The organism is Geothrix paludis (assembly GCF_022808815.1).
In the GTDB taxonomy this organism is placed as follows: domain Bacteria; phylum Acidobacteriota; class Holophagae; order Holophagales; family Holophagaceae; genus Geothrix; species Geothrix paludis.
On sequence record NZ_JAKZLC010000004.1, the window covers coordinates 297414 to 323402 of the forward strand.

At 70.4% G+C, this 25989-nt stretch carries 21 protein-coding genes; 6 read left to right on the forward strand and 15 right to left on the reverse strand.

The window, feature by feature from the left end; translation table 11 throughout:
- Positions 1–30: 30 nt before the first annotated feature.
- From folK to MLE64_RS11865, 9 genes are all read right to left on the reverse strand, one after another.
- Positions 31–507: a 2-amino-4-hydroxy-6-hydroxymethyldihydropteridine diphosphokinase gene (folK, locus tag MLE64_RS11825; protein WP_243317918.1), complete on the reverse strand. Its 477-nt coding sequence runs from the start codon at positions 505–507 to the stop codon at positions 31–33.
- Between the two features lie 76 nt (positions 508–583).
- Positions 584–997: a preQ(1) synthase gene (queF, locus tag MLE64_RS11830; protein WP_243317919.1), complete on the reverse strand. Its 414-nt coding sequence runs from the start codon at positions 995–997 to the stop codon at positions 584–586.
- A gap of 75 nt (positions 998–1072) precedes the next feature.
- Positions 1073–2590: a B12-binding domain-containing radical SAM protein gene (locus tag MLE64_RS11835; protein ID WP_243317920.1), complete on the reverse strand. Its 1518-nt coding sequence runs from the start codon at positions 2588–2590 to the stop codon at positions 1073–1075.
- 55 nt (positions 2591–2645) lie between these two features.
- Positions 2646–3356, reverse strand: coding sequence for a 7-cyano-7-deazaguanine synthase QueC (queC, locus tag MLE64_RS11840; protein WP_243317921.1), 711 nt, complete (start codon positions 3354–3356; stop codon positions 2646–2648).
- Positions 3349–4068 (reverse strand): lysophospholipid acyltransferase family protein, encoded by a 720-nt coding sequence (locus MLE64_RS11845; RefSeq protein WP_243317922.1) that lies wholly within the window; start codon positions 4066–4068, stop codon positions 3349–3351. Before MLE64_RS11845 ends, queC begins: the two co-directional genes overlap by 8 nt.
- A complete protein-coding gene (locus MLE64_RS11850) occupies positions 4065–4889 on the reverse strand; it encodes an Hsp33 family molecular chaperone HslO (protein WP_243317923.1) in 825 nt (274 codons plus the stop codon). Before MLE64_RS11850 ends, MLE64_RS11845 begins: the two co-directional genes overlap by 4 nt.
- A 2-nt stretch (positions 4890–4891) precedes the next feature.
- Positions 4892–6679, reverse strand: coding sequence for a M2 family metallopeptidase (locus tag MLE64_RS11855; protein ID WP_243317924.1), 1788 nt, complete (start codon positions 6677–6679; stop codon positions 4892–4894).
- A 47-nt stretch (positions 6680–6726) separates the two neighbouring features.
- Entirely contained in the window at positions 6727–7857 is a 1131-nt protein-coding gene (locus MLE64_RS11860) for a hybrid sensor histidine kinase/response regulator (RefSeq protein ID WP_243317925.1), read from the reverse strand.
- A 14-nt stretch (positions 7858–7871) separates the two neighbouring features.
- Complete coding sequence (locus MLE64_RS11865; RefSeq protein ID WP_243317926.1) at positions 7872–10466, reverse strand: ATP-binding protein; 2595 nt, start codon at positions 10464–10466, stop codon at positions 7872–7874.
- Between the two features lie 186 nt (positions 10467–10652).
- Between MLE64_RS11865 and modA the strand changes: the two genes are divergently transcribed.
- Genes modA through MLE64_RS11880 form a run of 3 tightly spaced genes read left to right on the forward strand, consistent with a single transcriptional unit; the run spans position 10653 to position 13212 of the window.
- Complete coding sequence (modA, locus tag MLE64_RS11870) at positions 10653–11447, forward strand: molybdate ABC transporter substrate-binding protein (protein ID WP_243317927.1); 795 nt, start codon at positions 10653–10655, stop codon at positions 11445–11447.
- Entirely contained in the window at positions 11447–12121 is a 675-nt protein-coding gene (gene modB / locus MLE64_RS11875) for a molybdate ABC transporter permease subunit (protein WP_243317928.1), read from the forward strand. Before modA ends, modB begins: the two co-directional genes overlap by 1 nt.
- On the forward strand, positions 12106–13212 hold the full coding sequence (locus tag MLE64_RS11880; protein ID WP_243317929.1) for an ABC transporter ATP-binding protein: 1107 nt from the start codon (positions 12106–12108) through the stop codon (positions 13210–13212). Before modB ends, MLE64_RS11880 begins: the two co-directional genes overlap by 16 nt.
- Here the strand turns inward: MLE64_RS11880 and MLE64_RS11885 are convergent, their stop codons facing one another.
- Positions 13213–14268, reverse strand: coding sequence for a S41 family peptidase (locus MLE64_RS11885; RefSeq protein ID WP_243317930.1), 1056 nt, complete (start codon positions 14266–14268; stop codon positions 13213–13215). It abuts the gene before it with no gap.
- Between the two features lie 92 nt (positions 14269–14360).
- On the opposite strand from MLE64_RS11885, the gene MLE64_RS11890 reads away from it, so the two are divergent.
- Positions 14361–14801, forward strand: coding sequence for an Lrp/AsnC family transcriptional regulator (locus tag MLE64_RS11890; RefSeq protein WP_243317931.1), 441 nt, complete (start codon positions 14361–14363; stop codon positions 14799–14801).
- A gap of 46 nt (positions 14802–14847) precedes the next feature.
- On the opposite strand, the gene gcvPB is transcribed toward MLE64_RS11890, so the two are convergent.
- From gcvPB to rpiB, 5 genes are all read right to left on the reverse strand, one after another.
- Complete coding sequence (gene gcvPB / locus MLE64_RS11895) at positions 14848–16377, reverse strand: aminomethyl-transferring glycine dehydrogenase subunit GcvPB (RefSeq protein ID WP_243317932.1); 1530 nt, start codon at positions 16375–16377, stop codon at positions 14848–14850.
- A gap of 11 nt (positions 16378–16388) precedes the next feature.
- Positions 16389–17741, reverse strand: a complete 1353-nt coding sequence (gene gcvPA / locus MLE64_RS11900) for an aminomethyl-transferring glycine dehydrogenase subunit GcvPA (RefSeq protein WP_243317933.1) — start codon at positions 17739–17741, stop codon at positions 16389–16391.
- A 111-nt stretch (positions 17742–17852) separates the two neighbouring features.
- Entirely contained in the window at positions 17853–20654 is a 2802-nt protein-coding gene (locus tag MLE64_RS11905; protein WP_243317934.1) for a patatin-like phospholipase family protein, read from the reverse strand.
- Positions 20651–21370, reverse strand: a complete 720-nt coding sequence (rph, locus tag MLE64_RS11910) for a ribonuclease PH (RefSeq protein ID WP_243317935.1) — start codon at positions 21368–21370, stop codon at positions 20651–20653. The genes MLE64_RS11905 and rph overlap by 4 nt, the downstream gene beginning before the upstream one ends.
- Positions 21370–21801, reverse strand: a complete 432-nt coding sequence (gene rpiB, locus MLE64_RS11915; RefSeq protein ID WP_243317936.1) for a ribose 5-phosphate isomerase B — start codon at positions 21799–21801, stop codon at positions 21370–21372. Before rpiB ends, rph begins: the two co-directional genes overlap by 1 nt.
- A gap of 86 nt (positions 21802–21887) precedes the next feature.
- Here rpiB and MLE64_RS11920 point away from each other — a divergent pair, with 86 nt between their 5' ends.
- Positions 21888–25013, forward strand: a complete 3126-nt coding sequence (locus MLE64_RS11920) for a DEAD/DEAH box helicase (protein ID WP_243317937.1) — start codon at positions 21888–21890, stop codon at positions 25011–25013.
- Positions 25010–25984 carry an SWIM zinc finger family protein gene (locus tag MLE64_RS11925; RefSeq protein ID WP_243317938.1) on the forward strand — a complete coding sequence of 325 codons (975 nt, stop codon included), beginning with the start codon at positions 25010–25012 and terminating at the stop codon, positions 25982–25984. Before MLE64_RS11920 ends, MLE64_RS11925 begins: the two co-directional genes overlap by 4 nt.
- Positions 25985–25989 lie beyond the last annotated feature (5 nt).

Here is a 25989-nt window from a genome sequence, read left to right on the forward strand (position 1 = left end):
TGAAAAAGCCCCCGCACTCCGGGGGTTTTTTCAGGCGCGGCCCTGAGGAATCACGCCGCCGCACGCCCCCGGGTCGGACAGCGCCCGCCAGGGCTCGAGGACGAAGGGGCGGCTGAAGGCGCGGGGGTGGGGCAGCTCCAGGGTCAGCTCGGGCCCGAGGAGGCGCAGGTCCTCCGGCGCCTCCCAGGCCCAGCGTCCCGGCGGGCCGTCCGTGGTGATGAGGTCTAGGTCCAAGGTGCGGGGCGCGTTCTTCCCTGCGCTGCGGTCGCGCCCGTTCGCCAGCTCCAGGCGCAGCAGCGACTCCAGCAGGCGCCGGGGGTCGGCCTCGTCCGTCACCAGGATCGCCACGGTGTTGAGGTAGGCGGGCCCCCGGCCCGACTCGTCCGGCGTCTCCATCACCAGGGGTGACGGAACCACGGTTCCCAGCGTCTTCAGCGCCGCCAGCCCGGCCGCCAGGTGCGCCCGGCGGTCGCCAAGGTTCGAGCCGAGGGCGATGACGGCCTTCATGGGAATCGCGAAATCACGCGAAAAGGCGCGAAAGCAAGACACACCCTTTTCGCACCATTTCGCGTCTTTCGCGGTTTCATTGCTTCTTCCCGTGCTCCGCCACCACCAGGGTGCGGATGCCGCCGCGGATGAGGAAGTCGCCCTCCACACGCATCCACTGGGGCTTCGTGGCCTTCACCAGGTCGTCCAGGATCTGGTTGGTGACGGCCTCGTGGAAGGCGCCCCGGTCGCGGAAGCTCCAGAGGTAGAGCTTGAGCGACTTCGACTCCACGCAGAGCTGGTCTGGCTGGTAGAGGATCCGCAGCTTGGCGAAGTCTGGCTGGCCCGTCAGCGGACAGAGGCAGGTGAACTCCTCCGTCTCGAAGGTGATGGTGAACGGCCGCCCCGGCCGCGGGCTGGCGAAGGTGTCCAGCTCCCCCGTGGGGCGCGTGACGACGAATTGGGGCAGCGGATCGGGGAGTGACGCCTGGGGGGTTTTACGAGTGGCCATGGTCCATCCAGCAGAAGAAGGGTGAGGCAGATGCCGAAGCCACCCATTGTCCCAAAAAACCCTGCCAACCCTCTCTCAAGAAGACATGCCATGGCCAAGGGGCACGGGCACCAGCCCCACCGGCTGGCGGGGGTGCCGGTCATAGGTCTTCGCGCCGCCGGACGCCTTGGACGTGAAGTAGCGCTTGGCGGCCCACACCCTTGGCAGGTGGCGGAGCAGATGCCAGAGACTCCACCGGTGTTCCCAGATCCGGCGGCCGAACCGGCGCTGGTAGGCCTTGCTCTTGTAGAACCGCTCGATGTGGGCGTTGTACAGGGTGTCCATCTGCTCCCGGGAATCGAAGCCTTTCGGCAGGAACACCGGATTGACGCAGTTCAGCAGCCGCCAGTCCTCGATGAACTCGCCCTCGGTGCCCGCCACGCATTCGGCCCAGAGGGGCGCGCCGTGGAGGGGGCTGAACTTGGTGAGGTTCATGTCGTCCAGGTCCAGCGACAGGATGAAATTGCTGGTGCGCTGGAAGGTCTCCGGCGTCTCCCCGGGGAGGCCGAAGATGAACAGCCCCTTGGCCCTGAGGCCCGCGCCGTGGACCTTCTCCACCGTGGCGCGCACGGCCTCCAGCGTCACGCCCGCCTTGTGCCGCGCCATCAGGCCGGGATCCGCGCTCTCCACGCCGAAGCTCACCATGACACAGCCGGCCCGCTTCAGCAGGCGGAGCAGGTCGTCCGAGGTATGCCCGGTCCGGATGATGCAGTTGAACTCCATCCCGAGGGGTTCATCGATGAGGCGCCGGCACAGCTCGGCGATGCGGCCCTGGTGGGCGGTGAAGAGGTCATCGTAGAAATTGACGTGATGGACGCCGAAATGGTCCCGCAGGTGCTTCATGTGGGCATAGATGTAGGCCGGGCTGTTGTATCGGTACTGGTGCTCGAAGACCGTCCGGTCGCAGAAGGAGCAGGTGTAGGGGCAGCCCCGCGAGGTGATCATCGAGGCGCCATGCCGCTGCCGGTAGCTGAAGAGGGGCAGGTGGTAGCCCTTGGGGAATCCGGCCAGCTTCTCGTAGGCGGGGAACGGAAGGTCATCCAGATCCATGAGCCGCGGGCGGCGCGGATTGGAGACGATGCGGGTTCCGTCGCGCCACACCAGATTGGGGATGGCGGCAGGGACCTTACCCTCCGCCAGGTCCAGGAGCGGGCCTTCGCCCTCGCCCACGCACAGGAAATCCAGCTCGGGAAAGCATTCCAGCAGCGGCGCCCCCAGGCTCGAGGCGAGCACATTGCCCACCACGATGCGGAGCTCGGGCCGGGCCGCCTTCAGCCGGGCTGCCAGGTCCACCGCATCCATGAATCCTGAGGTGGTGGCGGAGAACCCCACGAGGTCCGGCTCCGTGCCCAGGATCTCAGCCACCCGGGCCTCCAGGGAGGCTGGGGCCAGGGGGCCGAGACAATCGTAGACCGCCGTGGCGTGCCCATGTCGTTCCAGCCAGGCGGCCAGCGACAGGATGCCGAGCGGCGCCATCCGGTTGGCCAGCACCGAGAAGTCCGGCTGTCCGGGAATGAAGTTGAACCCCGAAGGGTGGACCAGGGTAACTCGCATGGACCGCCTGGAAGGAGGGGCGCTCCCGTGTCCTATATCACGGCTGGGCGTCGTTCTAGACGATACCACCGGGCCTCAGCCCTTCCGGGATGAAGGCGTACGGAATGGGATCCGCCAGCCCCGCCTCCTTGAACCCTCGCAGCCGCAGGTGGCAGGAGTCGCAGTGGCCGCAGGCCTCCGCCTCGCCCTGGTAGCAGGACCAGCTGAGGTGCAGCGGCGCGCCCAGCTCGCGGCCCTTCCGCACGATCTCCGATTTCCGGAGGTGGATGAGGGGGGCGTGGAAGGTGAGCTGGGTCTCGGGCTTGGTGCCCAGGTTGGCGGTCTGCTCGAAGCTCTTCAGGAAGGCCTCGCGGCAATCGGGGTAGCCACTGCTGTCCTCCTCCACGAAGCCCACGAAGATGGCGCTGGCGCGAAGCACCTCCGCCCAGCTCACGCAGGTGGCCAGCAGGTGGGCGTTGCGGAAGGGCACGTAGCTGACGGGCACGCCGGGCCGGTCCAGGTCGCCCTCGGGCAGGGCGATGGAGGCATCTGTGAGCGCCGAGCCGCCGATGGCCTTGAGGGTATCGAATCCGATGATGAGGCGCCGTGATTCGGGCACGCCGTAGAAATCAGCGATGTCTCGGAAGGCCCGCTTCTCGCGCGCCTGGGTGCGCTGGCCGTAGTCCGCGTGGAGCAGGGCCAGCTCGAAGCCTTGGGCCTTCGCGATGGCGGCGGTGACACAGGAATCCATGCCACCGGAGAGGGAGACGACGGCGAGCTCAGCCACGGGAGAAGTCCTCTGCCCACGTCTCCAGCTCATCCATTTCGCGCTGGAGCCGCACGGCTTCAGCGCCATCGTCCGCCTTCGGCGGAACCTGGTAGGGAGCCCCGTACTTGACCACGCAAGTGGCGAACGGAAAGGGGATCACCATGCGGTCCCAGGTCTTCAGCTGGAAGCTGTGGTCGTAGCTGAGGCTCACGGGGATGATCCAGGCGCCCGTCTTGCGGGCCAGGGCGACCGTGCCGGGCTTCAACTGCATGAGGGGTCCGCGGGGGCCGTCGGGGGTGATGCCAAAGTCCCAGCCCTGCTTCACGGCCTGGATCATGCGCACCAGGGCCTTGGCGCCGTCTTCGCTGGCGGTGCCACGCACGGCGTGGATGCCGAACCAGCGCCAGGTGGCCGCGCTGCGCTCGCCGTCCTTGCTGTCGCTGGAGAGGATGGCCACGCCCCGCGTCTCGCCCTGGGCGTTCCGCCGATGAAAGGGGTACGAGAGGGGCATCATGAAGAGGCGACGATGCCAGAAGGCCAGGATGATGCGCTGGTCCCGGTCCACGAGATCCTCGACGGCACCGAAGCCCTCCCGGCGCACCCGCAGGGTGTAGGACCAGAGCTTGGTGAGGCCGGCCACCAGGAAGGGCACCACGCGGAAATTCAGCCATACGGACAGGGGCGAGCCCAGGGGGCGCCCCCGCTCGGCGATGGCCACGCGGGTCTTCATGGCAGCAGGTCCTCGCGGGTGATGGGGTACGTGGTCCCGCAGTAGTCGCAGCGGACCTCCAGGGCCCCCGGCTCCTTGAAGAGGTCCTCCTTCTGGTCCTCGGGGAAGCGGCGCAGGGTCTCCAGCAGGGCCTCGCGGGTGCAGCGGCAGCGGTAGAAGAGGTCCGTGGCGGCCAGCTCGTCGGCGCCTTCGCCCTGGGACACCCAGGCGGCCAGGAAGTCCGGCGTGCGCTCCCAGAAGGGCACCACCTCCAGGCCTTCGATGGCCTGGACGAGCCGCGCGAGGCGCTCCGGCGGGCAGTCCGGCAGGGGTTCCACCAGCAGGCCCCCGGCCTCGCCCGTGCCCGCGTCGCACCAGAGGGTGAGGCTGGCCTGGATCTGTTCCGACTGCTGGAGGTAGTGCTCCACCTGCACCTGGATGCCGCCCTCCACCACGGGGAGGTGGCCCACGTAGGGCTGGCCCGTGGCGTTGGAGCGCATCACCTGGAAGACGCCGGGGCCCTGGATCCACGCCGCGACGTCCTCGGGCCCGGGGTCGAGCACGCCCCGGATGGTGCCGTCGGGCCAACTGTCCGAGACCACGGCCTTGGCCCGACCGGATCCCTTCACGAGCAGTTGCAGTCGCTCGGCGAAGAACGTGCGGCTCTGGAGCAGGGCGGTGGAGGTGAGCAGCTCCGTGAGGCAGCCGCAGGCCGCGGGCTCCAGGTGCGGGTGCCCCCGCCGGACGCCGTCCCACAGGGGGCTGGCGTCCACCGAGGACAGGCGGATGTGGCGGTCCCGGGTGAGGGACTTGACCACGCGGGCCTTGGGGACGTCGGCCATCGCTACTCCCAGCCGATCTGCCGGCCCTTGTTCTGCTGCTCCAGCCAGGCCATCAGGGGCTTGAAGTAGTCCATCATGGCGCGGGTGGAGAGGTCCTCGCCCGTGGCCTCCTTCAGCACCTTCCGCCAATCCTCGGTGGCGCCCTTCTCGAGGATCTTCTTCAGGAAGGCGCCCACCTCCTTGTTCCCGGCGTAGTTGCAGCTGCGGGGATCCTGGTGGAGGATCTTCCGCGCGATGTGGTCGTGCATCTGGAACTTGAAGACGGTGGCCCAGCCGTAGCTGTAGTAGTAGGCGGGGTTGTCGTTGATGTGGGTCTTGGTGGCGGCGTCGCAGAACTGCTCGCCGCGGGGGCTGGGCGGCTCCACGCCCTGCTCGTCGCGCACGAGCTTCCACCAGCGGGCGTTCATCTGGTCGGCGGGCATCTTCTTGCCGTAGAACTCCGCCTCCCACTCGGGCATGGTGCCGCAGGCCCAGTACATGAAGGGGATGGCCACCTCCAGGGCGTCGTTCAGCAGCACCTGCATCTGGTCGGCCTTGTAGTCCGCCGGAAGCACGCCCGCGGTCTTGAGGTAGGGGATCTGCCGGGTGGCCATGGCGATGAGCTCGCCCACGCCCTCGTGGAAGCTGGGGTTGGCGCCATCCCGCAGGAGGGGCGGCACGTCGGGCCGGGTGTAGCTCATGAAGTAGTAGCCGTGGCCCAGCTCGTGATGCACCGTCTCGAACCACTCGGCGTTCGGCTCCACGCTCATCAGCGACCGGATGTCGTGGTCCAGGTCCAGGTGCCAGCAGGAGGCGTGGGCGTTCTTCTTGCGGGGGTCGCCGGCCTTCACGGGGTAGAGGTCGGACTTGGCCCAGAAGCTGGCGGGCAGCGGATCGAAGCCCAGGCCCACGTAGAAGGCCTCGGCGGTCTTCACGATGCGCTCGGGCTGCCAGCCCTTGAAGTAGGGATCGAAGTCCACGGCGCTGACGAAGCCCGTCCAGTTCTGGCTCCAGCGGTTGTTGATCCAGTGGGCGGGGATCGCCTTGGGCACGGGCTGGCCGTACTTCTTCGCCATCTCGTACTTCACCCAGGTGTGCAGCTGGAGGTAGAGGGGCTTCAGCTCGGCCAGGAACTTCCGGTTGAAGGCCATCATCTCGTCCGTGGTGAGGCCGTAGCGGGCCACCTGGAGGGCGAAGTAGTCGGGGTAGCCCAGCTCCTGCGCCACGCCGTTGCGGAGGTCCCGCAGGCGCACCAGGCCGTCCTTCAGGGGAACGCCGATCTCCTTGCTGGCCTCCCACCACTGCCGGCGCTCGGCCAGGTCGCGGCTCGAGGCCAGCTTGTTGTCGATGTCGTTGGCGCTGACGGGCCGGCCGCCCACCTTGAACTGGTAGCCGTTCATGATGGAGACCTGCTTCGTCTCCGCCTCGATGCGGGCGGCCACGAGCTCCGGCTTGGTCATGGGCCCCTCGGCGCCGTAGGGCATGAGCAGCACCCGCTCCAGCTGGCGCACGGTCTTCTCGTCGAGCTGGGCCCGGGATTTGAGCAGCTCCTTGGCCTCGGTGATGACCAGCGGATTCCCGTTGAAGGCGGCGAAGGCCTTGCCCGCCCACTCGGCGGCGGCGTCGTGCTCGGGCTTCACGTCCGTGGAGGCGGCCCAGGTGGCCTGCTGGCTCACGTAGTAGAGGGACTGGTAGCCGGCGTTCACCAGCTTGAGGAAGCGGTCGGCCCGTTCCTGGACGGGCGAGAGGGCCTGGGCCATGAGGGGGGCACCAAGAACAAGGGCGGGGAGAAGGGACGGGAGGAGGCGCATGCGGGGCTCCGGGGAACCCTCTATTGTGCCTTCGGGACGGGTGGCCGTCAGCAGGGGAGGAGGATGCTGAAGCTGGAGCCGAAGCCCACCTGGCTCTGGGCCCGGATCTGGCCTTTGTGGGCCGCCACCAGGCGCTGGACGATGGCCAGGCCCAGCCCCACCCCCTTGCTGGCGTCGCTGCGCTCGGACTGGCGGAAGGGGTCGAAGATGTAGGGGAGGTCTCCCGCCGGGATGCCGCGCCCGGTGTCGATGACCGACAGGCGGAGGAAACGCAGGCCGGACTCCACGCCGGAGCCGAACTCGACCCCCGCCTCCATCCGCACGGCCCCGCCCCGGGGGGTGAACTTGAAGGCGTTGTCCACCAGGTTCACGAGGACGCGATCCAGCTTGGACACGTCCCCGCGGATCGTCGGCAGGCCTTCGGGGACCGCCACCTGGAATTCGAGGCCGGCCGAGGCGGCCCGCAGCGGGTACGGGGACATCAGGGCCCGCAGCCAGGGCCCCGGGTCGATCTCTCCGAACTCCATGGGGAGCTGCCCGCTTTCGCTGCGGTAGATCTCCAGCATCTCGTCGAGCAGGGTCTTGATCCGCCCGACGGAGGCCTCGGCCTTGTCCAGCGCCCCGTCTCCCGCCGAGCCCTCCCGCAGCCGCTCCAGGACGAGCCCCAGCACGGTCAGGGGCGAACGGAGGTCGTGGACCAGCATGGTGGTGAAGTTGGTCTTGAGGGTGTTCACCTCCTTGAGCTTGAAGTTGGCATCCAGCAGGTTCTGGTTCTGGATCTCCAGCTCGCGCTGGAGCCGGCCCAGGCTGACCTGGTGCTCCACCCGCACCAGCACCTCCTCCGCACTGAAGGGCTTGGTCACGTAGTCACGTCCGCCCACCCGGAAGGCCCGCACCTTGTCCAGCGGGTCGTCCAGGGCGCTGATGAAGATGATGGGGATGCGGGCCAGCACCGGATCCTGCTTGAAGGCCTCGCAGGTCTCGTAGCCGTCCATGCCGGGCATGTTCACGTCGAGCATCACCAGCTCGGGCGGGTGGCGGCGGGCGGCCGCCAGGGCCATGGCGCCGGAGGGCACGGCCCGAACCCGGTACTGGCGCTCCCGCAGCACCGCGCCCAGCAGGTCGAGGTTGGCCGCGTTGTCGTCCACGATGAGGATGTCGCCCTGGGGCACCAACATGTCGGTCTCCTGATTCATCGGTTCAGCGCGTCAAGCAGTGCCTCGAGCTTGTAAGCCTTGAGCAGCCGCCGCAAGTCCTCCGCCAGCGCGCCGTGGCCCAATCCGTCCACCAGGCCCAGGGCCGCCTCGGTGTCGCCCGTGACGACCGCCTCCTTCAGCGAGGCCCGCCAGGACTCCGGCTGGAGCTGGAGGCCGGACAGGTCGCCCGGCGCTGACGGGGCCTCGGGTTCCCGGGTGAGGAAGCGCAGGCCGAGCAGGCGGCCGGCCACCTCGAAGAGCTGCGCCTCGCGGAAGGGCTTGCCCAGGAAGTCGTCGAAGCCCGCCTTGCGGAGGGTCTCCCGGTCCAGGTCGATGACGCTGGCGGAGATGGCCACGACGAAGGTGTGCGGAAGCCCCTGCTCCAGCTCCTTCCCGCGGAGGACCTGAAGGGCCTCGAAACCGCTCATGCGCGGCATCCGGAGGTCCATCCAGATGAGATCCGGATGGTGGCGCTCCCAGAGCTCCAAGGCCTCGACGCCATCGGCCGCCGTGCGCACCTGGAAGCCGACGGAGGCCAGGAGCTGGGCCAGCAGGTCGCGGTTCTCCGGCCGGTCGTCCACCACGAGTACCGCGGGACGCCGCTGACCGGGCGCCAGGCCCACCACCTGGCCGCCTCCCGCCAGTTCCAGGGGCGGTTCCGCCTCCTCCATGGACAGCTCGAAGCTGAAGCGGCTGCCTTCGCCCAGCCGGCTCTGGAGCCGCAGCTCGCCGCCCATGAGGTGGACCAGGGAGCGGCTGATGTGGAGGCCCAGGCCCGTGCCCTCGGCCGCCAGCGGCTGGGTGGAGGCCTGGAAGAAGGCCTGGAAGAGCTGCCGCTGGTCCTCCTCGGAGATCCCCGGGCCCGTGTCCTCCACGGCGAAGGTCGCCCGCCCCGCGACGTAGCCCGCCCGGAGGGTCACCGACCCCTGCCGGGTGAACTTCACGGCGTTCCCCAGCAGGTTCACCAGCACCTGCCGGAGCTTGGGCGCGTCCCCCTCCAGGTGGGGCGGCAGGGTGGGATCCACCTCCAGCCGCAGCGCCAGCCCCTTCGCTTCGGCCCGGATCCGCTGCATGTCCACCACGCCCTCCAGGAGGGCGGCGGTGCCGAAGGGCTCCGGACGCAGCTCGAGGCCGCCGGATTCGATCTTGCTGAGGGACAGCACGTCGTTGATGAGGGACAGCAGGTGCTCGCCGGCGGCCAGGATGCGGCCCAGCTGCTCGTGATCCTCCGGGCTGCGGCCGGATCGCCGCGCCATCAGCTGGGCGTAGCCGAGGATGGCGTTCAGCGGCGTGCGGAGCTCGTGGCTCATGTTGGAGAGGAAGGCGCTCTTCGCGCGGTTGGCGGCCTGGGCCTTCGCCTCGCTGGCCCGCAGACCGGCCTCCAGGGCCTTCCGCTCCGACAGATCCGAGGCGACGCTCAGGTAGCCCATCGGCTCCCCCTCGGCGCCCGTCACCTGGGAGAGGGCCACCAGCATGGGGATGCGCCGCCCGTCCCTGGCCCGGAAGGTCCATTCCCGCTGGTCGGGCCCCGCCTCCGTGAGCAGGCGGATGAGCTCAAGGTCGGTGGCCACCGGCCGGCCCGCCCGCCGGGCCAGCTCCCCGGCCCGGGCCGCCACTTCCTCCGGATCGAGCCAGATCGCGGACGGCTGGCCCAGGACCTCGCCAGCCCGGTAGCCCAGCAGGGTCTCCGCATAGGGATTGAACCGGCGCACCAGGCCGTCCCGGTCGCGGACGATGACGGCCACCTGGGCGTTCTGCAGCACCGCGCGCTCGCCGGCCTCCTGTTCGGCCAGGGCCTGGATGGTCTCCCGCAGCCGGGCGACCATGCGGTTCAGCTCGTGCCCCAGGTCCGCGAGCTCGTCCCGCCCCTGGACCTCCACCCGGGCCGTCAGGTCGCCCTCGGCGGCGCGGCGCACCTGCGTCAGCATTCCCCGGATGCTGCCGGAGAGGTCGCGGGCGATCAGGTAGCCCAGCCCCAGGGCCGTGACCAGCCCGGCGAAGATCATGGCGTAGGACAGCACCCGGGTCCGGCGGGCCCGCGCCGCCATGGCGTCCAGACTCTGCTGGGCCCCGTCCTCCTGGGCCTGCACCAGTCCGGCCAGCAGGTTGGTCAGGGGCAGGATCTCCGGCAGCAGGTCGTCGTCCACGAAGCGCCCGAGCTCCGGCAGGCGGCCCTCGGCCAGGAGCCCCTCCAGCCGGTCGAGGTCCGTGGCCAGGTAGAGCGAGAGGTGGTCCACGCGGACCAGCGCGTCCGCATCCGTCTGGGCCGGCGCGGACGCCTTGAACTCCGCCCAGTGGCGGCCCGCCTCCCGCCGGGCGGAGCGCACCTGCGCGAGCCCTTCGGCGGGTTCCAGGGTGCCCCCCCGCACCTGGCGGGCGGCGAACAGGATGCGGATGCCGTAGGCGTCCGACACCACCTTCAGGTGCCGCACGGGCACCATGCGGTTCTCGAAGACCCGGATGGCCTGCTGTTCCTCCTGGTGGAGCAGCCCGAGCTGGATCAGCGCCAGCCCCGCCAGGATCGCCGCCACGGCGCTGTATCCCAGCCAGAGCTTGGTGGCGATGCGAAACCGGCTGAGGAACACGGTCATGCGGCCTTCCCTCGGGGTCCGATGGCTGGATCGGCCCAGGATGGGAACCCCTGGGGTCCGGCCAGTGGTGTGGCGGTGGTTCCGTGGAATGATGACGGGACGCCCCGCTGGCGGCAATGCTTCCAGCCCCGCCGGCTTAGAATCGAACCAGCGCCCTGGCCTCCGCCGCCCAGCCCGGAACCCACCATGCCCACCCTCCGCTTCCGCCTGCGCTCCGTCTTCGTGGCCCTCGGCGTCCTGGGCTTCGGCGGCGCGGCACCCGCCGCAGCTCCGCCCTCGCCTCTTGCCATCGCCGCGGCGGCGGACCTGCAGTTCGCCCTGGCCGAGGTGAGGACGGCTTTCATGGCCGCCCATCCGGGCCAGGAGGTGGCCATCACCTACGGCTCCTCCGGCAACTTCTACACCCAGCTCACCAACAAGGCGCCCTTCGACCTCTTCCTGTCCGCGGACCTGGCCTACCCGAAGAAGCTGGTGGAGGCGGGCCTGGCGGACGGGAGCACGGAATTCCGCTACAGCCGGGGCCGCCTGGTGCTGTGGGTGCCGAAGGGCTCACCCATCCCGGTGGAGCAGGGGATGCAGGCGCTCCTGCATCCCGCCGCCCGCAAGGTGGCCATCGCCAACCCGCGCCACGCGCCCTATGGCCGCGCCGCCGAGGCCGCCCTGGCGAAGCTCGGCCTACTGGAGGCCGTGAAGCCCCGCCTGGTCTTCGGGGAGAACATCGCCCAGACCGCCCAGTTCGTGCAGACCGGCGCCGCGGATATCGGCATCCTCGCCCTGTCCCTGGCCAAGGCCCCGGCCATGACGGCCACGGGCCGCCTGTGGGAGCTGCCCCTGGAGGCCTACCCCGCCCTGGACCAGGGTGGCGTGATCCCCAACCACGCCCGGAACCGCCCCGCCGCCCTGGCCTTCCGGGAGTTCATGCGGTCCACGGAGGGAAAGACCATCCTGCGGAAGTACGGCTTCACCACGGACGCCCCCTGATGGACTGGCAGGCCATCCGCCTGAGCCTCTGGCTCGCCTCGCTCACCACGGCGGCGCTGCTGGTCCTGGGCCTGCCCCTGGCCTACTGGCTGGCCTTCTCGCGGCGGCGCTGGAAGTTCCTGGTGGAGGCGGTGGTGGCCATGCCCCTGGTGCTGCCGCCCACGGTGCTGGGCTTCTACCTGCTCCTGGCCATGGGCCCCCGCAGCCCCCTGGGCCGCGCCTGGGAGAGCCTCTTCGGCAGCACTCTGCCCTTCTCCTTCGAAGGCCTGCTCATCGCCTCCGTGCTTTACAGCCTGCCCTTCATGATCCAGCCGCTGGCGGCGGCCTTTGCCTCCGTGGACCGGGGGCTGATCGAGGCCTCCTGGTGCCTGGGCGAATCGCGGGGACGCACCTTCCTCCGGGTGATCGCGCCCCTCTCCTGGGCCGGCATCCTCACGGGCCTGGTGCTCACATTCGCCCACACCCTGGGCGAGTTCGGCGTGGTGCTCATGGTGGGCGGCAACCTGCCGGGCCGCACCCGCACCGTGAGCATCGCCATCTACGACCAGGTGCAGGCCATGGACTACGCGCCGGCGGGACGCACGGCCGCCCTGCTGCTGGGCGTGTCCTTCCTCGTCCTGGCCTTCACCTACGCCCTGCAGCGCCGCCAGAGGAAGCCGTGGACACTCACCTGAACTCCGGCGGCCCCTACCTCCAGGCGGAGGCCGAGCGCCACTTCCCGGGCGGGCCCACCGTCGAGGCGCGCTTCGAGATCCCGGGCCCCGGCTTCTCCATCACCGTGCTCTTCGGCCCGTCGGGATCGGGCAAGACCACCGCCCTGCGCCTGCTCGCGGGCCTGGAGCCCGCGGACCGCGGCGCCATCCGCGTGGGAGGCGAGACGTGGTCCGACGCCGCGGCCCGGATCCACCGCGCACCCCAGGCCCGCCACCTGGGCTTCCTCTCCCAGGCCTACGACCTGTTCCCCCACCTCACGGTGGCCGCGAACCTCGGCTACGGCCTGGCGGCGCCGGAGCGGGCCGCCCGCGTGGCGGAACTTCTCCCCCTGCTCGGTCTGGAGGGACTTGGCGATCGCCTCCCCGGAGAGCTCTCTGGAGGCCAGCAGCAACGCGTCGCCCTGGGCCGTGCCCTGGCCCGGAAGCCCCGCCTGCTGCTGCTGGACGAGCCGCTGTCGGCGCTGGACCAGCCCTCGCAGCAGCGTCTCCGCAAGGAGCTGCGTGAGCTGCTGCGGACGCTCGACATTCCCACGGTCCTCGTCACCCACGATCGTGCCGAGGCGCTCCAGCTGGGCGACCGCCTGGTGGTGATGGACCAGGGCCGCGTCTGCCAGAGCGGAGGCATCCAGCAGGTCTTCGACCGGCCCACGGATCCTGCCGTGGCACGCATCCTGGGCGTGGAGACCGTGGTGCTGGGCCGCATCGAATCCATCGCCGACGGCATGGCCACCATCGCCGTGGGCACGGCGCAGATCCACGCGGCCGATCCAGGCAGCCTCGGCTGGCAGGTCTTCGTCTGCATCCGCGGGGAGGACGTGGCCGTGGAGCGCGGCTGCGGCCCCGGACCCGGGTCCACCGTCCGCAACCGCCTGCCCGCCCGCATCACGGCCCTGCAGCGGGAAGGCTCCCTGGTGCGGGTCGCCCTCGATGCCGGCTTCCCGCTGGAGGGCCTCGTCACGCGCCAGGCCTGCGCGGACCTCCGCCTGGCCGAAGGCGACCAGGTCTGCGCCGTCCTCAAGGCCGCCGCCGTGCACCTCATTCCGCACGATTGATCAAGGCCTGGCCGCGCCCCGCTCGAGGTCTGCAAGGGTCCGCTCCAGGTCGCGCCGCCCGGCGGGATCCGACGCCTGGGCCAGCAGCGACCGGAGGATGGCCGTGTGGGCCGTCCGAAGCGCCTCGGCCGCCGGGACGGCCACGTCCGGCTTCACACCCACTCGCTCCCAGTTGGTGTTCGTCACGGGGTTGATGGCTCGACCGGTAGGGATGAATGCGTGGAAACCGTGGCCCAGGAGCACGGCACCGCCGGGGTTGGCGCCACCACCCGTCGTCTCGCCCACCAGCGTGGCCCGCTTCTGGGCCTGGAGATCGTAGGCGCACTCTTCGCCACCAGAGAAGGTCCGCTTCGAGGTGAGGACGTAGATGGGCTTCAGGTAGCGGGGGGAGGCGGTGGCCGTGGTCCAGTACTGGCGCGTGGCGTTCCGGGGCCGGTTGTAGATGGAGTTGAGGTGGCGCGCATCGCCCTCCTCGAAGAAGTGGCTCACCAGGTAGGCCACGCTCTCGGGATCGCCGCCCCCGTTCTGGCGCAGGTCGAGGATGAGGGCCTCGGTGCCCGACAGGAGGGAGAGGGCCGCGGAGAACGCCGGACCCACGGCCTCCGTGAGCCCGAAGCCCCGGATATCCAGGTAGCCCACGTTCCCCGGCAGCTGCTCCACCCGGGCGACACCGAAAGCGACGCGCTGGGCGAACCGCTTCATTTCGGCCAGCTCCTCCCGCGTCGGCGGCTTGTCCTCGTCATCGCTCATGGGCTTGAAGGCCGGGTCGTAGCGCACGCGGAAGTGGCCGTCCTGGCCCAGATCCCGGAGGTCCCGGGTGAGCGCCTCGGCGAAGATCCCGGCCGTGGCTGCGCCGTCATAAGCACCTCCGGCCGCCCTGGCCTTCAGGGCGGTCCCGACCTTCTCGGCCACCTCGGGGAAGACATAGCGGGCCTTCAGCTCTCGGGCGAGGGTCTCCACCACGGCCTTGCGCTGGTCGGGCCGGACGGGGGCAGGCTCCTGCGCGGGAAGGGCGAGGATCAGGCCGGGCAGCAGGATGGGAAGGAACGGATGCATGGGGCCTCCTGGATGACTCAGGTTTCGCGCGGACCCGCATCCCGGTCTAGCCGGCAGGATGCCGAAAGACCGGCAGGGTGCCATCATGCCGCATGCCCAAGCCCGACCTGGACGACCTGGACCGCCGCCTCCTCGCGGAACTGGGCGCCGACGCGCGGCTGACCCAGGTGGCCCTGGCGGCGCGGGTGGGCCTGTCCCGCTCCGCCGTGCAGGAGCGCCTCAAGCGCCTGGAACGGGATGGCGTCATCCTCGGCTACACCCTGCGCCTGGGCCAAGACTCCCGGCCCGGGGTTCGGGCCTACCTGCTGGTGCGCGGCAGCGGCCCCAGCCACGAGCGGGCTCTGAAGAGGCTGGAGGCCTTTCCCGAGGTGCGGGTGGCCGATAGCGTGAGCGGCGACATCGACTTGGTGCTGCAGCTGGAGGCCGATCGTCTGGAGGACCTCAACCGCATCCGCGACGAGGTGGCCCGCCTGCCTGGCATCGCCTCCACCCAGACCCTGCTGGTGATGGCGGCGCGCTTCGACCGGCGCTGACACGGAACGGGCCCCGATCGGGGCCCGTTCTTCGTGGAAACTCGGGTCAGGCCTTGGTCCAGCGCAGCACGGGCTTGCGCGCGGCCGTGGTCTCGTCCATGCGACGCATGGGGGCGAGGGTGGGGGCGTGGTGCAAGGGCTCGGGGTTCTCCTCCACTTCCTTCGCGATGGCGAGCATGGTGTCGCAGAAGGCGTCCAGCTCGCCCTTGTCCTCGCTCTCCGTGGGCTCGATCATCAGCGCGCCGGGCACGATCAGCGGGAAGTAGATCGTGGGCGGGTGATAGCCGTGGTCGATGAGGCGCTTGGCGATGTCCAGGGTGTGGACGTCGTGCTTGGCCTGGAGCGTGTCGCTGAAGACCACCTCGTGCAGGCTGGGCGAATCGATGTGCAGGGCGTAGGCGCCCTTGAGGCGGGCGCGGATGTAGTTGGCGTTCACGATGGCGCGGAGCGTGGCCTCGCGCAGGCCGTCGGAGCCGTGGCTCAGGCAGTAGGTGAGGGCGCGCACCAGGATGCCGAAGTTGCCGAAGAAGGTGTGCACCTTGCCGATGCTCTGGGGCCGGTTCCAGTCCCAGCGGTAGGTGTGCTTCGGCACCTCGCCCTCGCCCACCTTCACCGTGTCGCGCACGACGGCGGGCACGGGCAGGAAGGGCAGCAGCTTCTCGCCCACGCAGACGGGGCCGGCGCCGGGGCCGCCACCACCGTGGGGGGTGGAGAAGGTCTTGTGCAGGTTCAGGTGCATGACATCCACGCCGAAGTCGCCGGGACGGGCCACGCCCACGAGGGCATTCATGTTGGCGCCGTCCATGTAGACCAGGGCGCCCACGCTGTGCAGCAGGTCGCTGATCTCCTTGAAGCGGTACTCGAAGACACCCACGGTGTTGGGGTTGGTGATCATGGCGCCGGCGATCTCGGGGCCCAGTTCGCCCACCAGGGTCTTCAGGCCCTTGCGGACCTTGCCGTTCACGGGGTCGGTCACGTCCTCGAAGCTGATGGTGCCGTCGGGACGGGAGGGCAGCTCCACCACGTCGTAACCGGCCATGGCGGCGGTGGCGGGGTTGGTGCCGTGGCCGCTGTCGGGGATGAGGATCACGCGGCGCTTGGCGCCCTGGGCCACGTGGTAGGCCCGGATCAGCATGACGCCCGTGAGCTCGCCGGCGGCGCCGGCGCTGGGCTGGAGGGTGACGCCGGGCAGGCCGGTGATCTCCTTCAGCCACTCCTGCAGGGTGTAGAGCAGCTCCAGGTTGCCCTGCACGAGGGCGTCAGGTGCCATGGGGTGGCTGTCCGTGAAGCCAGGCAGCCCGGCGACCTTCTCGTTCAGCCGCGGGTTGTGCTTCATGGTGCAGGAGCCCAGCGGGTAGATGCCGTCGTCCACGCCGTAGTTCCACTTGGAGAGGCGCGTGAAGTGGCGGATGACCTCCACCTCGCTCAGCTCGGGCAGGGCGTCGAAGCCCTGGCGCTTGAGGTGGGCGGGGCGGGTGTCTTTGGCCGCCGGCACGTCGAGTTTCGGCAGGTCCATGCCCCGCTTGCCGGGGACGGAGCGTTCGAAGGAGAGGGGTTCGCGCTGACGAAGGAACATGTGACCTCTCCTTAAACCGTGGCGGGGACGCGGGCCAGGATCTCGACGAGGCTCTCGATCATCCGGCGGGTGTGGAGTTCGGTGGCGCACCAGAGGATGCAGCCCTGGTACTCGGGGTAGAAGCGGCCCAGGTCCAGGCCCGGCAGCAGGCTCTCCGCGAGGCAGGCCTCCTGCAGCGCGGCCAGGTCGCCCTTGTAGCGCAGCACGAACTCGTTGAAGAAGGGGGCGTCGAAGACCGGCTCCATGTCCGGCAGGTCCAGCAGGCGCTGGCGCAGGTGCTGGGCCTTGGCCACGTTCTGCGCCGCCAGGCCCTTCAGCCCCTCGGGGCCGGCGAGCTGCAGGAAGATGTTGGCCCGCAGGGTCACGAGGCCCTGGTTCGAGCAGATGTTGCTGGTGGCCTTGTCGCGGCGGATGTGCTGCTCGCGGGCGGTGAGCGTCAGCACGTAGCCCGTCTTGCCGTCCAGATCCTTGGTCTGGCCCACCACGCGGCCGGGAATCTCGCGCTTGTGCGTGTCCTTCACCGCCAGGAAGCCGAGGTACGGTCCGCCGAAGGTGGGCCGGTTGCCGAAGCTCATGGCCTCGCCGCAGGCCATGTCCGCGCCCACCTTGCCGGGCGCCTCCAGCCACCCGAAGGCCAGGGCCTCCTGGGTGACGCTCACCAGCAGGGCGCCGGCGGCATGAACCGGGCCGGCCAGGGCCGTGAGGTCCTCCACGGCGCCCAGGAAGTTGGGGTAACCCACCATCACGGCGGCCACGTCCTCGTTCAGCTTGGCCTGCAGGTCGGCCAGGTCCGTCACGCCGTCCTTGAGGCCCACTTCGACGAGGTGCAGATCCTGGTGGGGCGCGAAGGCGGTCTGGAGCACGTCGCGGTAGAGGGGGTGGAGACCCCGGCTCACCAGCACGGTGTGGCGCTTCTTCTGGACGCGCACGGCCATGAGGGCGGTTTCCACGCAGGCGGTGCCGCCGTCGTAGAGGCTGGCGTTGGTCACGTCCAGGCCCGTCAGGTCGCAGATGAGCGTCTGGTACTCGAAGATGTGCTGCAGCGTGCCCTGGCTGATCTCGGGCTGATAGGGCGTGTACGCTGTGAACCACTCCTGGCGGCTCACCATGGCATCAATGGCCGCGGGCACGAAGTGGTCGTAGGCGCCGGCCCCGAGGAACTGGGCGCAGAAGCGGGTGTTCTTGTTGGCCAGGTCCAGCATCTGCCAGGCCACTTCCTGCTCGGAGCCCTGGGTGGGCAGGTCCAGCCCCCGGTTCAGGCGCAGCCCCTCCGGAATGCCCGAGAGGAGATCCTCGGCGCGGGCGACGCCGATCGTGTCCAGGAGGGCTCGATCTTCGACAGGAGAAGAGGGCAGGTAGCGCATGACGGCCTCGGGTGAGAGCGGATGAAATCCCGGCTCTTCAGGGTATCAGCCCGGGGCGGGAGCCCCTCCTGTGCAGGCGATCACAGACCACCCTGGTGCAGACCACCGCCCTTACCTTCGCTTCCAGAAGTCGAAGGGCTGGGTTCCGATGACCACATCGAAGCTCCCCGTGGCCGGACGGGTTTCCTGGGGGGTCCTCAGCTTGAGGAACCCATAGGACAGCTCCACATAGAACTTGGACAGGAGCGTGGTGCGCACCAGGAGCCCCTTGCCCTCGGCCCGGTAGTCGGTGTCCGCGTGGAAGAGGGTATCCGCCTCACGGGAGAACCAGGCCAGGTCGAAGCGCGGCACCACCTCCAGGGTGAGACCCAGGCCGCTGTAAATGCGGAAGGGCACGCCGAACCTCGCCACCCCGAAATTGGGCGCCACGAGGCCCGAGGCCCGGGAGCCGAGGACGAAGGAGGGCCCCCCCAGCACCCACCAGCGATCCAGGGGCAGCCGGCGGCCCTGGCCCCACTCCAGGTCCAGGTCGGCCCCCACGAACTCGGTGAAGGCGTGCAGGCCCCGGGCCCGGAAGTAGGCCTGCTGGAAGTCGCCGCCGGGAAGGGTTCCGGCCTTCGTCCGGCCCGCGCCGCCCCGGAGCCTCAGGAGCAGCCCCTCCCGGGGCAGGGTGTGCCGGTCGAAGTTGTCCCATTCGGCGGAAAGGAAGGCCGCGTCCTGGGCCTGGGTCTGGCGCAGCCCCCCCTCCAGGAAGGCCACGTTCCGCCGCTCCAGGTCGAAGCTCACTTTCCCCGTCCCCAGGTTGCTGAACCGGAAGTAGGTCCGCAGCACCAGATCCGAGGCGCTGATGCGCCCCTCCGCGCCGCCGACGGGCAGCTGGGGGGCGGGCCACAGCGGGGGCACCTCCAGGCGTTGCTGCCAGTAGTTCCCGCTGAGTTCCATCCCGGCCCCCGGCGAGAAGCTGAAGGGGGCCCGCAGGGCCAGGGTGGCCTGCTGCTGCAGCCGGTTGCGGGCCGCGCTCAGCTCCAGTTCCGAGCCCGTGAAGCCCAGGTTGAGGGCCTGGTAGGTCAGGCCCAGCTGCCCGCCCAGCGTGCTTTCGTAGCCGAGGGACAGGTCGAGCCGGTCCTGCCGCTGGGGCACGGGGATCAGGGTCAGGACGGTTCCCCCTCGGCCGTCGGGGCGGGTGAGGTAGTGCAGCTCAGCCAGGTGGAGCCGGTGCTCGGCCAGGGCGATGCGCTGCTGGAGCGTGACCGGCCGGAAGGGTCCGCCCTCCAGGCGGCCCAGGATCCGCAGCAGGTGGGCCTCGTCCACCGCCGGGCCGGACGCGGGCCACACATTGACCTGGGTGATCAGGGGTTCCCGGAGGACCACGCTGAGGCGGCCGGACTCGGGGTCGAAGCCGGATCCGCGCGCATCCACGAGGGGACTGCCGTCCATCAGGAGGCCGTAGACCACCTGGGACACCACGTCCCCGAAGGTCTTGGGATTGAAGGGGGCGCCGACCGTGATCCGGCTGGCCAGGGCCCGCTCGACGCGGGGGATCCAGGCCGGCGGCGCGTTCACGGCCAGCTCGGTCACCGGCGGATAGGGCCGCAGGTGGACGGTCAGGGTTCGGTCGGGCTCCACGGTGGCCCAGGCCTCCCGCGCGAGGCCGTGGACCAGGACCTGCTGGAGGAGGATCCGCACATCCAGCAGGGAGAACCCGCCCGCACCGGGGGCAGCACTGGGGCCGGTTTTCAGGGTCGCGGACAGGATCCCCTCCAGGGTCTCCCCGACTGGAAGGGGGCTCTCGAAGACCACCCGATCCGCCGGCAGGACCTCCTGCCCCGCGGTCTTCCCGCGCAGGAAGGTCGCGAGCTCCTCCAGGCGGGCATCGAAGGCCTCGCGGCCCTGAAGCACCAGCTTCGGCGCCAGGCTCCCGTATTCCAGGAAGGGAGCGTCGCGGATATCGGGCCGGATGAGGAAGTCCGCCGCCGCGCGGCTCTCCCACTGGCGGCGCTCCACCACCAGGTCCAGGCTGCGGGAGGCCACGGAGAAGATGCTGGTGGCCTGGCGGTGTTCCAGGGGGTTGCTGATGTCCACGGCGATGACCACGTCGGGATGGAAGGCCTCCTTCGCCGTGGACACGGGCAGGTTCTCCACTAGGGCGCCGTCGACGTACTGCTGCCCTTCGATCATCACGGGCCGGAAGCCCCCAGGCACCGCCATGGAGGCGCGCACGGCCTCCACCAGGTCCCCGTTGCCGAAGACCCGCCCCTGGCCCGTCTCCAGGTTCGTGGCCAGGATCCGGAGGGGCCGCCGCATCCGGTCGAAGTCCCCTTCGGAGAAGTAGGCGCCCCGGGCCAGCAGGCCCTGGAGGGTGCGCTGCACCTCCAGGCCGCTGCGCAGCCCCTGCGCAAAGGTCGTCTGTCCGTTCTTGCGTTCGATGGACATGAAGGTGGACTCGCGGTCCTCCTGCTCGTCCAGGGTCTCGCCGGGGTTGCGGAGCAGCGGCTCCAGGAAGGCGCGGGTCAGGTCCAGGCGTCGGAAGAGATTCTCGATCTCGCCGCCCGTGAAGCCGCTGGCGTAGAGGGCCCCCACCAGGGCCCCGGCGCTGGTGCCTGTGACGCTGTCCAGGGGGAAGCCCACCTCCTCGAAGCGCTGCAGCACCCCGATATGCGCCAGGCCGCGGGCTCCCCCCCCGCTGAGGGCCAGGGCCACCCGCGGCATGCCGGGGATCTCCACCCGGGGCACGAAGCGGAACACCATGTCCGGCGGCTGGACCGTGACTTCGATGCGCCGGGGAAGGACGGGCGGCTGGGCAGGTGATTGGGCAGGCGGCTGGGCGGGGGGGACGGCCTGGGCCGCCAGCTCCGCCGACACGGCCAGAGCCAGCAGGGCTGGCATGGCCCGGGCCAGCAGCCTCCGCCTCATGCGAGCGCGGCCCGCTGCGCCTCCATCAGCGCCGCGCATCCCGCGAGACCCAGGTCCACCAGCCCGTCGGCCTCGGCGCGGCTGAAGGGACGGCCTTCGCCCGTGCCCTGGAGCTCCACCAGCATCAGCTCGCCCCCTCCGGTTGCCGCACGGGCCGCCACCAGGTTGCAGTCCACCGCGGCCAGGTGGTCCTCTTCGTATTCGAGGTCCAGCACCAGGCCCCGGCGCCCGTCGCCGGCTTCCACGATGCCCGCGCTCACCGCGGCCACCTGGCGGACCAGGGCCGCCTCCAGCCCCCGGGACCGCAGCGCCAGCGCCGCGGCCACCCAGGCCCCGGTGATCGAGGCGCAGCGGGTGCCCCCGTCGGCGTTCAGCACGTCGCAGTCCACCGTGAGGGTGCGCTCACCCAGGGCGGACAGGTCCACGGCCTGGCGGAGGCTGCGGCCGATGAGCCGCTGGATCTCCACCGTGCGACCCTGCTGCTTGCCTCGGGCAGCCTCGCGGTCAGACCGGGTGTTCGTGGCCGCGGGCAGCATGCCGTATTCCGCCGTGAGCCAGCCCGTGCCCCGGCCCTTCATCCAGCCCGGCACTTTCTCCTCCAGGCTGGCGGCGCAGAGCACGTGGGTGCGGCCCATGCGGATCAGGCAGGATCCGGCCGCGTGGAGCTGGACGCCGGTTTCAAATTCCAGGCTTCGAAGGTCGTCGCCGCGACGCATCAGCACCCCTTCCACTCGATCTTTTCGACGCGGCCCTGATGCCGCCCCCCTTCGAAAGGTGTTTCCAGGAACAATTTCAGGTAGTATTCCGCCTTGAGCGGATCCGTCAGCCGCTGGCCGAAAGCGATGGCGTTCGCGTCATTGTGCTGCCGTGCCAGTGCCGCGTGCTCAGGGGAGGTCACCAGCGCGCAGCGGATGCCGGCATGGCGGTTGGCCGAGATGCTGATGCCGATGCCGGAGCCGCAGACCAGCACCAGGCGCTCCCATTGATCCATGCCCTGCGCCGCCCGGTGCGCGAAATCCGGGTAGTCCACCGAGGCCGTCCCATCCGTGCCGAAATCCACCACCTCATGTCCCTGACCCAGGGCCCACGCCTTCAGCCGTTCCTTCAGGTCGAACCCCGCATGATCGCTTGCAAAGCCGAGTCTCATCGTCCTGCTCCCTGGGCCGCGCCCCATAGCCCCAAGCCTACATCGGCCAGCGCGCGCGCCGTCCGATATCTAGAGTCCGCCGCTTCATGCTGAACCCCTTCCTCCAGTACCGACCCCAGGACCGGGGCTTCCTGCTCTGCATGCCCGAGGCGGTGGAACCCGCCGAGTGGGCCCGCGCCCTCCGGACCCTCCCGGGCGAGCTGCAGGGCCGCGAGCGCCTCACGCCCGCCAAGGCCCAGATCTTCCTGCCGGACGCCACCCTGGTGGAGATGCACGCGGTGCCCCTCCGCTGGCAGCGGGCCTACCCCTGGCTCTCCTCCCTGGCCCTGCGCCCGGCCCACGCCGGCCCCACCCTGCGCTACTGGGCCACGGCCCTGCGCCTGCTCCAGTCCCTGGTGGTCCGCGGCGCCCTGCTGCCCCAGCTGGACACCCGCGGAAACCCGTGGAAGGCCCGCTGGGGCGTGAGCCTCACCAGCCCCTCGGACCGCACCGCCCTGCGCCAGCTAGCGGAGGCCATGCCCCCCGCGGCCCTGGCCTTCCCCGAGAACGACACCTGGGCCTTCACCAAGACCGTGGCCCTCGGCGAGCTGGACGCCTTCGACATCGAGGACGACCTGGCCATGCCGCCTTCCGTGGATGCCGTGCTGTCGGCCTTCCTGGAGGACGGGGCGGACTTCATCATGCGCTTCGTGGCCGGCGGCCTGCGGGCCGGCGATGATCCCCGCCTGGGCCTCATCCACCGGCTGCGGGGGCACAAGCGGGACCGCCTTCCCTGGGACGAGCGGCTCATGGTGGCCCTGTCCCACCAGCTGCCGGAGTTCCCCACCATCGGCATCACCGAGCGCACCCTGGGCGAACAGCTGGCCCAGTGGAGCGAGGGCGCCCGTCCCCAGTGGCTGCGGCCCCGCCTGGCCCTGGAGGCCCCGCCCGTGCCCACCCACAGCCAGGCCGTGCAGGAGGCCGACCGGCTCGTGGAGGAGGGGTGGATCCTGAAGGTGGGCCTGGAGACCGAGGCGGGCGTGGACATCGGCGTCGCCAAGCTCTGGGAGCCCAGCACCGAGCCCGAGGTGCTCCAGGCGCGCCAGGTCCTGCTGCGGGGCCTGGCCCGCGCCGTGCCCTTCTTCCCCGCGCTGGAGCGGGCCCTGGCGGGACAGCGCCCCGAGGACCTGCTGCTGCGCCCCACCGAGGCCTGGAGCTTCCTGACCCGGGGCGCGGCCCAGCTGAAGGAGGCCGGCTTCCTCGTCCACATTCCCGAGGCCCTGGCGGACTTCGGCGGCGCCAAGCGGCTGCGCGCCAAGGTGCGCCTGGGCGCCCGCAGCGTCATCGAGTCGGCCCCCGCCACCCAGGTGGGTCTGGAAGGCAGCGTCAGCGCCGACTGGTCGCTCATGCTGGGCGACGACGCCCTGAGCGTGGAGGACTTCGCCCAGATGGCGAGCCTCAAGCACCCGCTGGTGGCCTGGAAGGGCAAATGGGTGGCCCTGGATCCCGAGACCCTCAAGCAGATCTCCACGGTCCTCCAGGCCAGCCGGGGCGCCGGCTTCGAGAGCATGACCAAGGGCGAGGCCCTGGCCGCGGCCCTCACGGGCACCGCCCGGATCCCCGGCGTGAGCGAGGCCATCGAGGTGGAGGTGGCCGGCGACTTCGGCGCCGCCCTGGAGGACCTCAAGATCCTCCCGGACAAACCCATCACCCAACCCGCCAGCTTCCACGGCCAGCTACGCCCCTACCAGCTGCGCGGCCTGGCCTGGCTGGAGGGCCTGTCGCGCCTGGGCCTGGGCGGCATCCTGGCCGACGACATGGGCCTGGGCAAGACCATCCAGGTGCTGGCCCTGCTGCTGCACCGCCAGGAGCAGAGCCCCCAGCACGGCCCGGCCACGCTCCTCGTCTGCCCCACCTCCCTGCTGGGCAACTGGGAGCGCGAGCTGGCCAAGTTCGCGCCCAGCCTGCCGGTCTTCGTGCACCACGGCAACAACCGCGACCCCCTGCCCGGCACCTTCAAGCCGCACACCCTCGTGCTCACCACGTACGGCGTGGTGCGCCGCGAGGAGGACACGTTCTCCGCCCGCGCCTGGGGCATGGTGGTGGTGGACGAGGCCCAGGCCATCAAGAACGCGGGCTCGGCCCAGGCCAAGGCCGTCCGGCGCCTGCGGGGCAGCTTCCGCCTGGCCCTCACGGGCACGCCCATCGAGAACCGGCTCACGGAGCTCTGGTCCATCCTCAGCGCCGCCCTGCCCGGCTACCTGGGGAGCGAGTCCCACTTCAAGGAGGGCTTCGCCACGCCCATCGAGAAGTACCGGGATCCCGACGCCGCCCAGGAGCTCCGCCAGCGCATCGGCCCCTTCATCCTGCGCCGCCTCAAGAGCGACCGGGCCATCATCCAGGACCTGCCGGACAAGCAGGAGATGAAGGTCTTCACGACGCTCAGCCGCGAGCAGGCGGAGCTCTACCAGTACCGCGTCGAGAAGATGGACGAGGAGCTGACCGCCGCCAGCGGCATCGAGCGCCGGGGCCGCATCCTGGCCCTGCTCACCCACCTCAAGCAGATCTGCAACCACCCCAGCCAGTTCCTGAAGGCCCAGGGGCCGTACCGCGGCCGCAGCGGCAAGCTGGACCGCCTCACGGAGATGCTCGAGGAGGTCGTCGAGGCCGGCGAGCGGGCCCTGGTCTTCACCCAGTTCAAGGAGATGGGCGACCGGCTCCAGGTCCACCTCCAGGACGCCCTGGGCTTCGAGCCGCCCTTCCTCCACGGCGGCACCACGCGGGAAGGCCGCGACGAGCTGGTGCGCAGCTTCCAGGAGGATCCCGACTCCTCGCCGGTGCTGCTGCTGAGCCTCAAGGCGGGCGGCGTGGGCCTCAACCTCACGGCGGCCACCCATGTCTTCCACTTCGACCGCTGGTGGAACCCGGCCGTGGAGGACCAGGCCACGGACCGCACCTACCGCATCGGCCAGACGAAGAACGTGCAGGTCCACAAGCTGGTCACCATCGGCACCCTGGAGGAGAAGATCGACGCCCTGCTGGAATCCAAGCGCGACCTCGCGGACCGCGTGGTGGGCACGGGCGAAGGCTGGCTCACGGAGCTGGACGACGACGCCCTGCGCCGCCTGGTGGCGCTGGATCCAGACGCCGAGCTGATGGATGCCGATGAAGGCGGCGGAGAGGACCAGGCCCCCAGGCCGGTCCGCCGCAAGGCGAAGGAGGTGGCGCCATGATCAGCCACGCCGACCGCTTCGGCACCACCTGGTGGGGCCGCCTCTGGATCCAGGGCCTCGAGAAGCTCGGGGACGACTACGAGAACCGCCTGCCCCGCGGGAAGAAGTACGCGGAGGACGGCCATGTGTCGCACTTCGGCGTCCAGCCCGGCGAGATCCAGGCCCGCGTCCATGGCCGCAAGACCTACAACGTGACCCTGGGCCTGCCCGCCCTCACCGCCGCCCAGTGGGAGAAGGCCCTGGCCCGCATCGCGCAGGAGAGCCGCTTCGTGGCCTCGCTGCTGGCGGGCGAGATGCCGCAGGGCCTGGACGAAACCTTCCGCGAGGCGGGCGCCAGCCTCTACCCCCGCGTGCCCAAGGAACTGCAGACCCACTGCGACTGCCCGGACTGGGCCAACCCTTGCAAGCACGTGGCCGCCGTCTGCTACGTGATGGCCGAGGCCCTGGACCGCGATCCCTGGCTGCTCTTCGACCTGCGCGGCAAGAGCCGCGACGAGGTGATGCAGGCCCTCCAGGCCGCCCTGGAGGCCGCCGCCGTGGCCGCCCCCAAGAAGCGGGGCCGTCCTCCCAAGAAGCAGACGACGGTGGCGGATCTCCTCAAGCGGGAGCAGGCGCAGCCCGAGCCGTGGCGGCACCTCCCCGAGGAGGCCTACGATGCCCTGCCCATGCCCCTTCCCGAGGTCGCCATCCCCCGCGTGATCCCGCCCGACCCGTCCGTGTTCACCCAGTTGGGCCCCCTGCCCCACGCCCGCATCGAGACCAGCCTCTGCCTGGCGGCCCTCATGCATCGCACGGCCCAGTGGGTGCTGCAGCAGATCGAAGAAGGCCCCCGCCGCCTCGACGACGGGGAAGGCGAGGGCGAGCCCGAGCAGCCAGCCTCGCCCTTCGACACGCCCCTGCCGCCCCCGGCCAAGGCCGGCCGCAACTGGCGCCACAAGAAGCGGCGCTGGGGTAAAAAACAAGGACAATAGTCTGT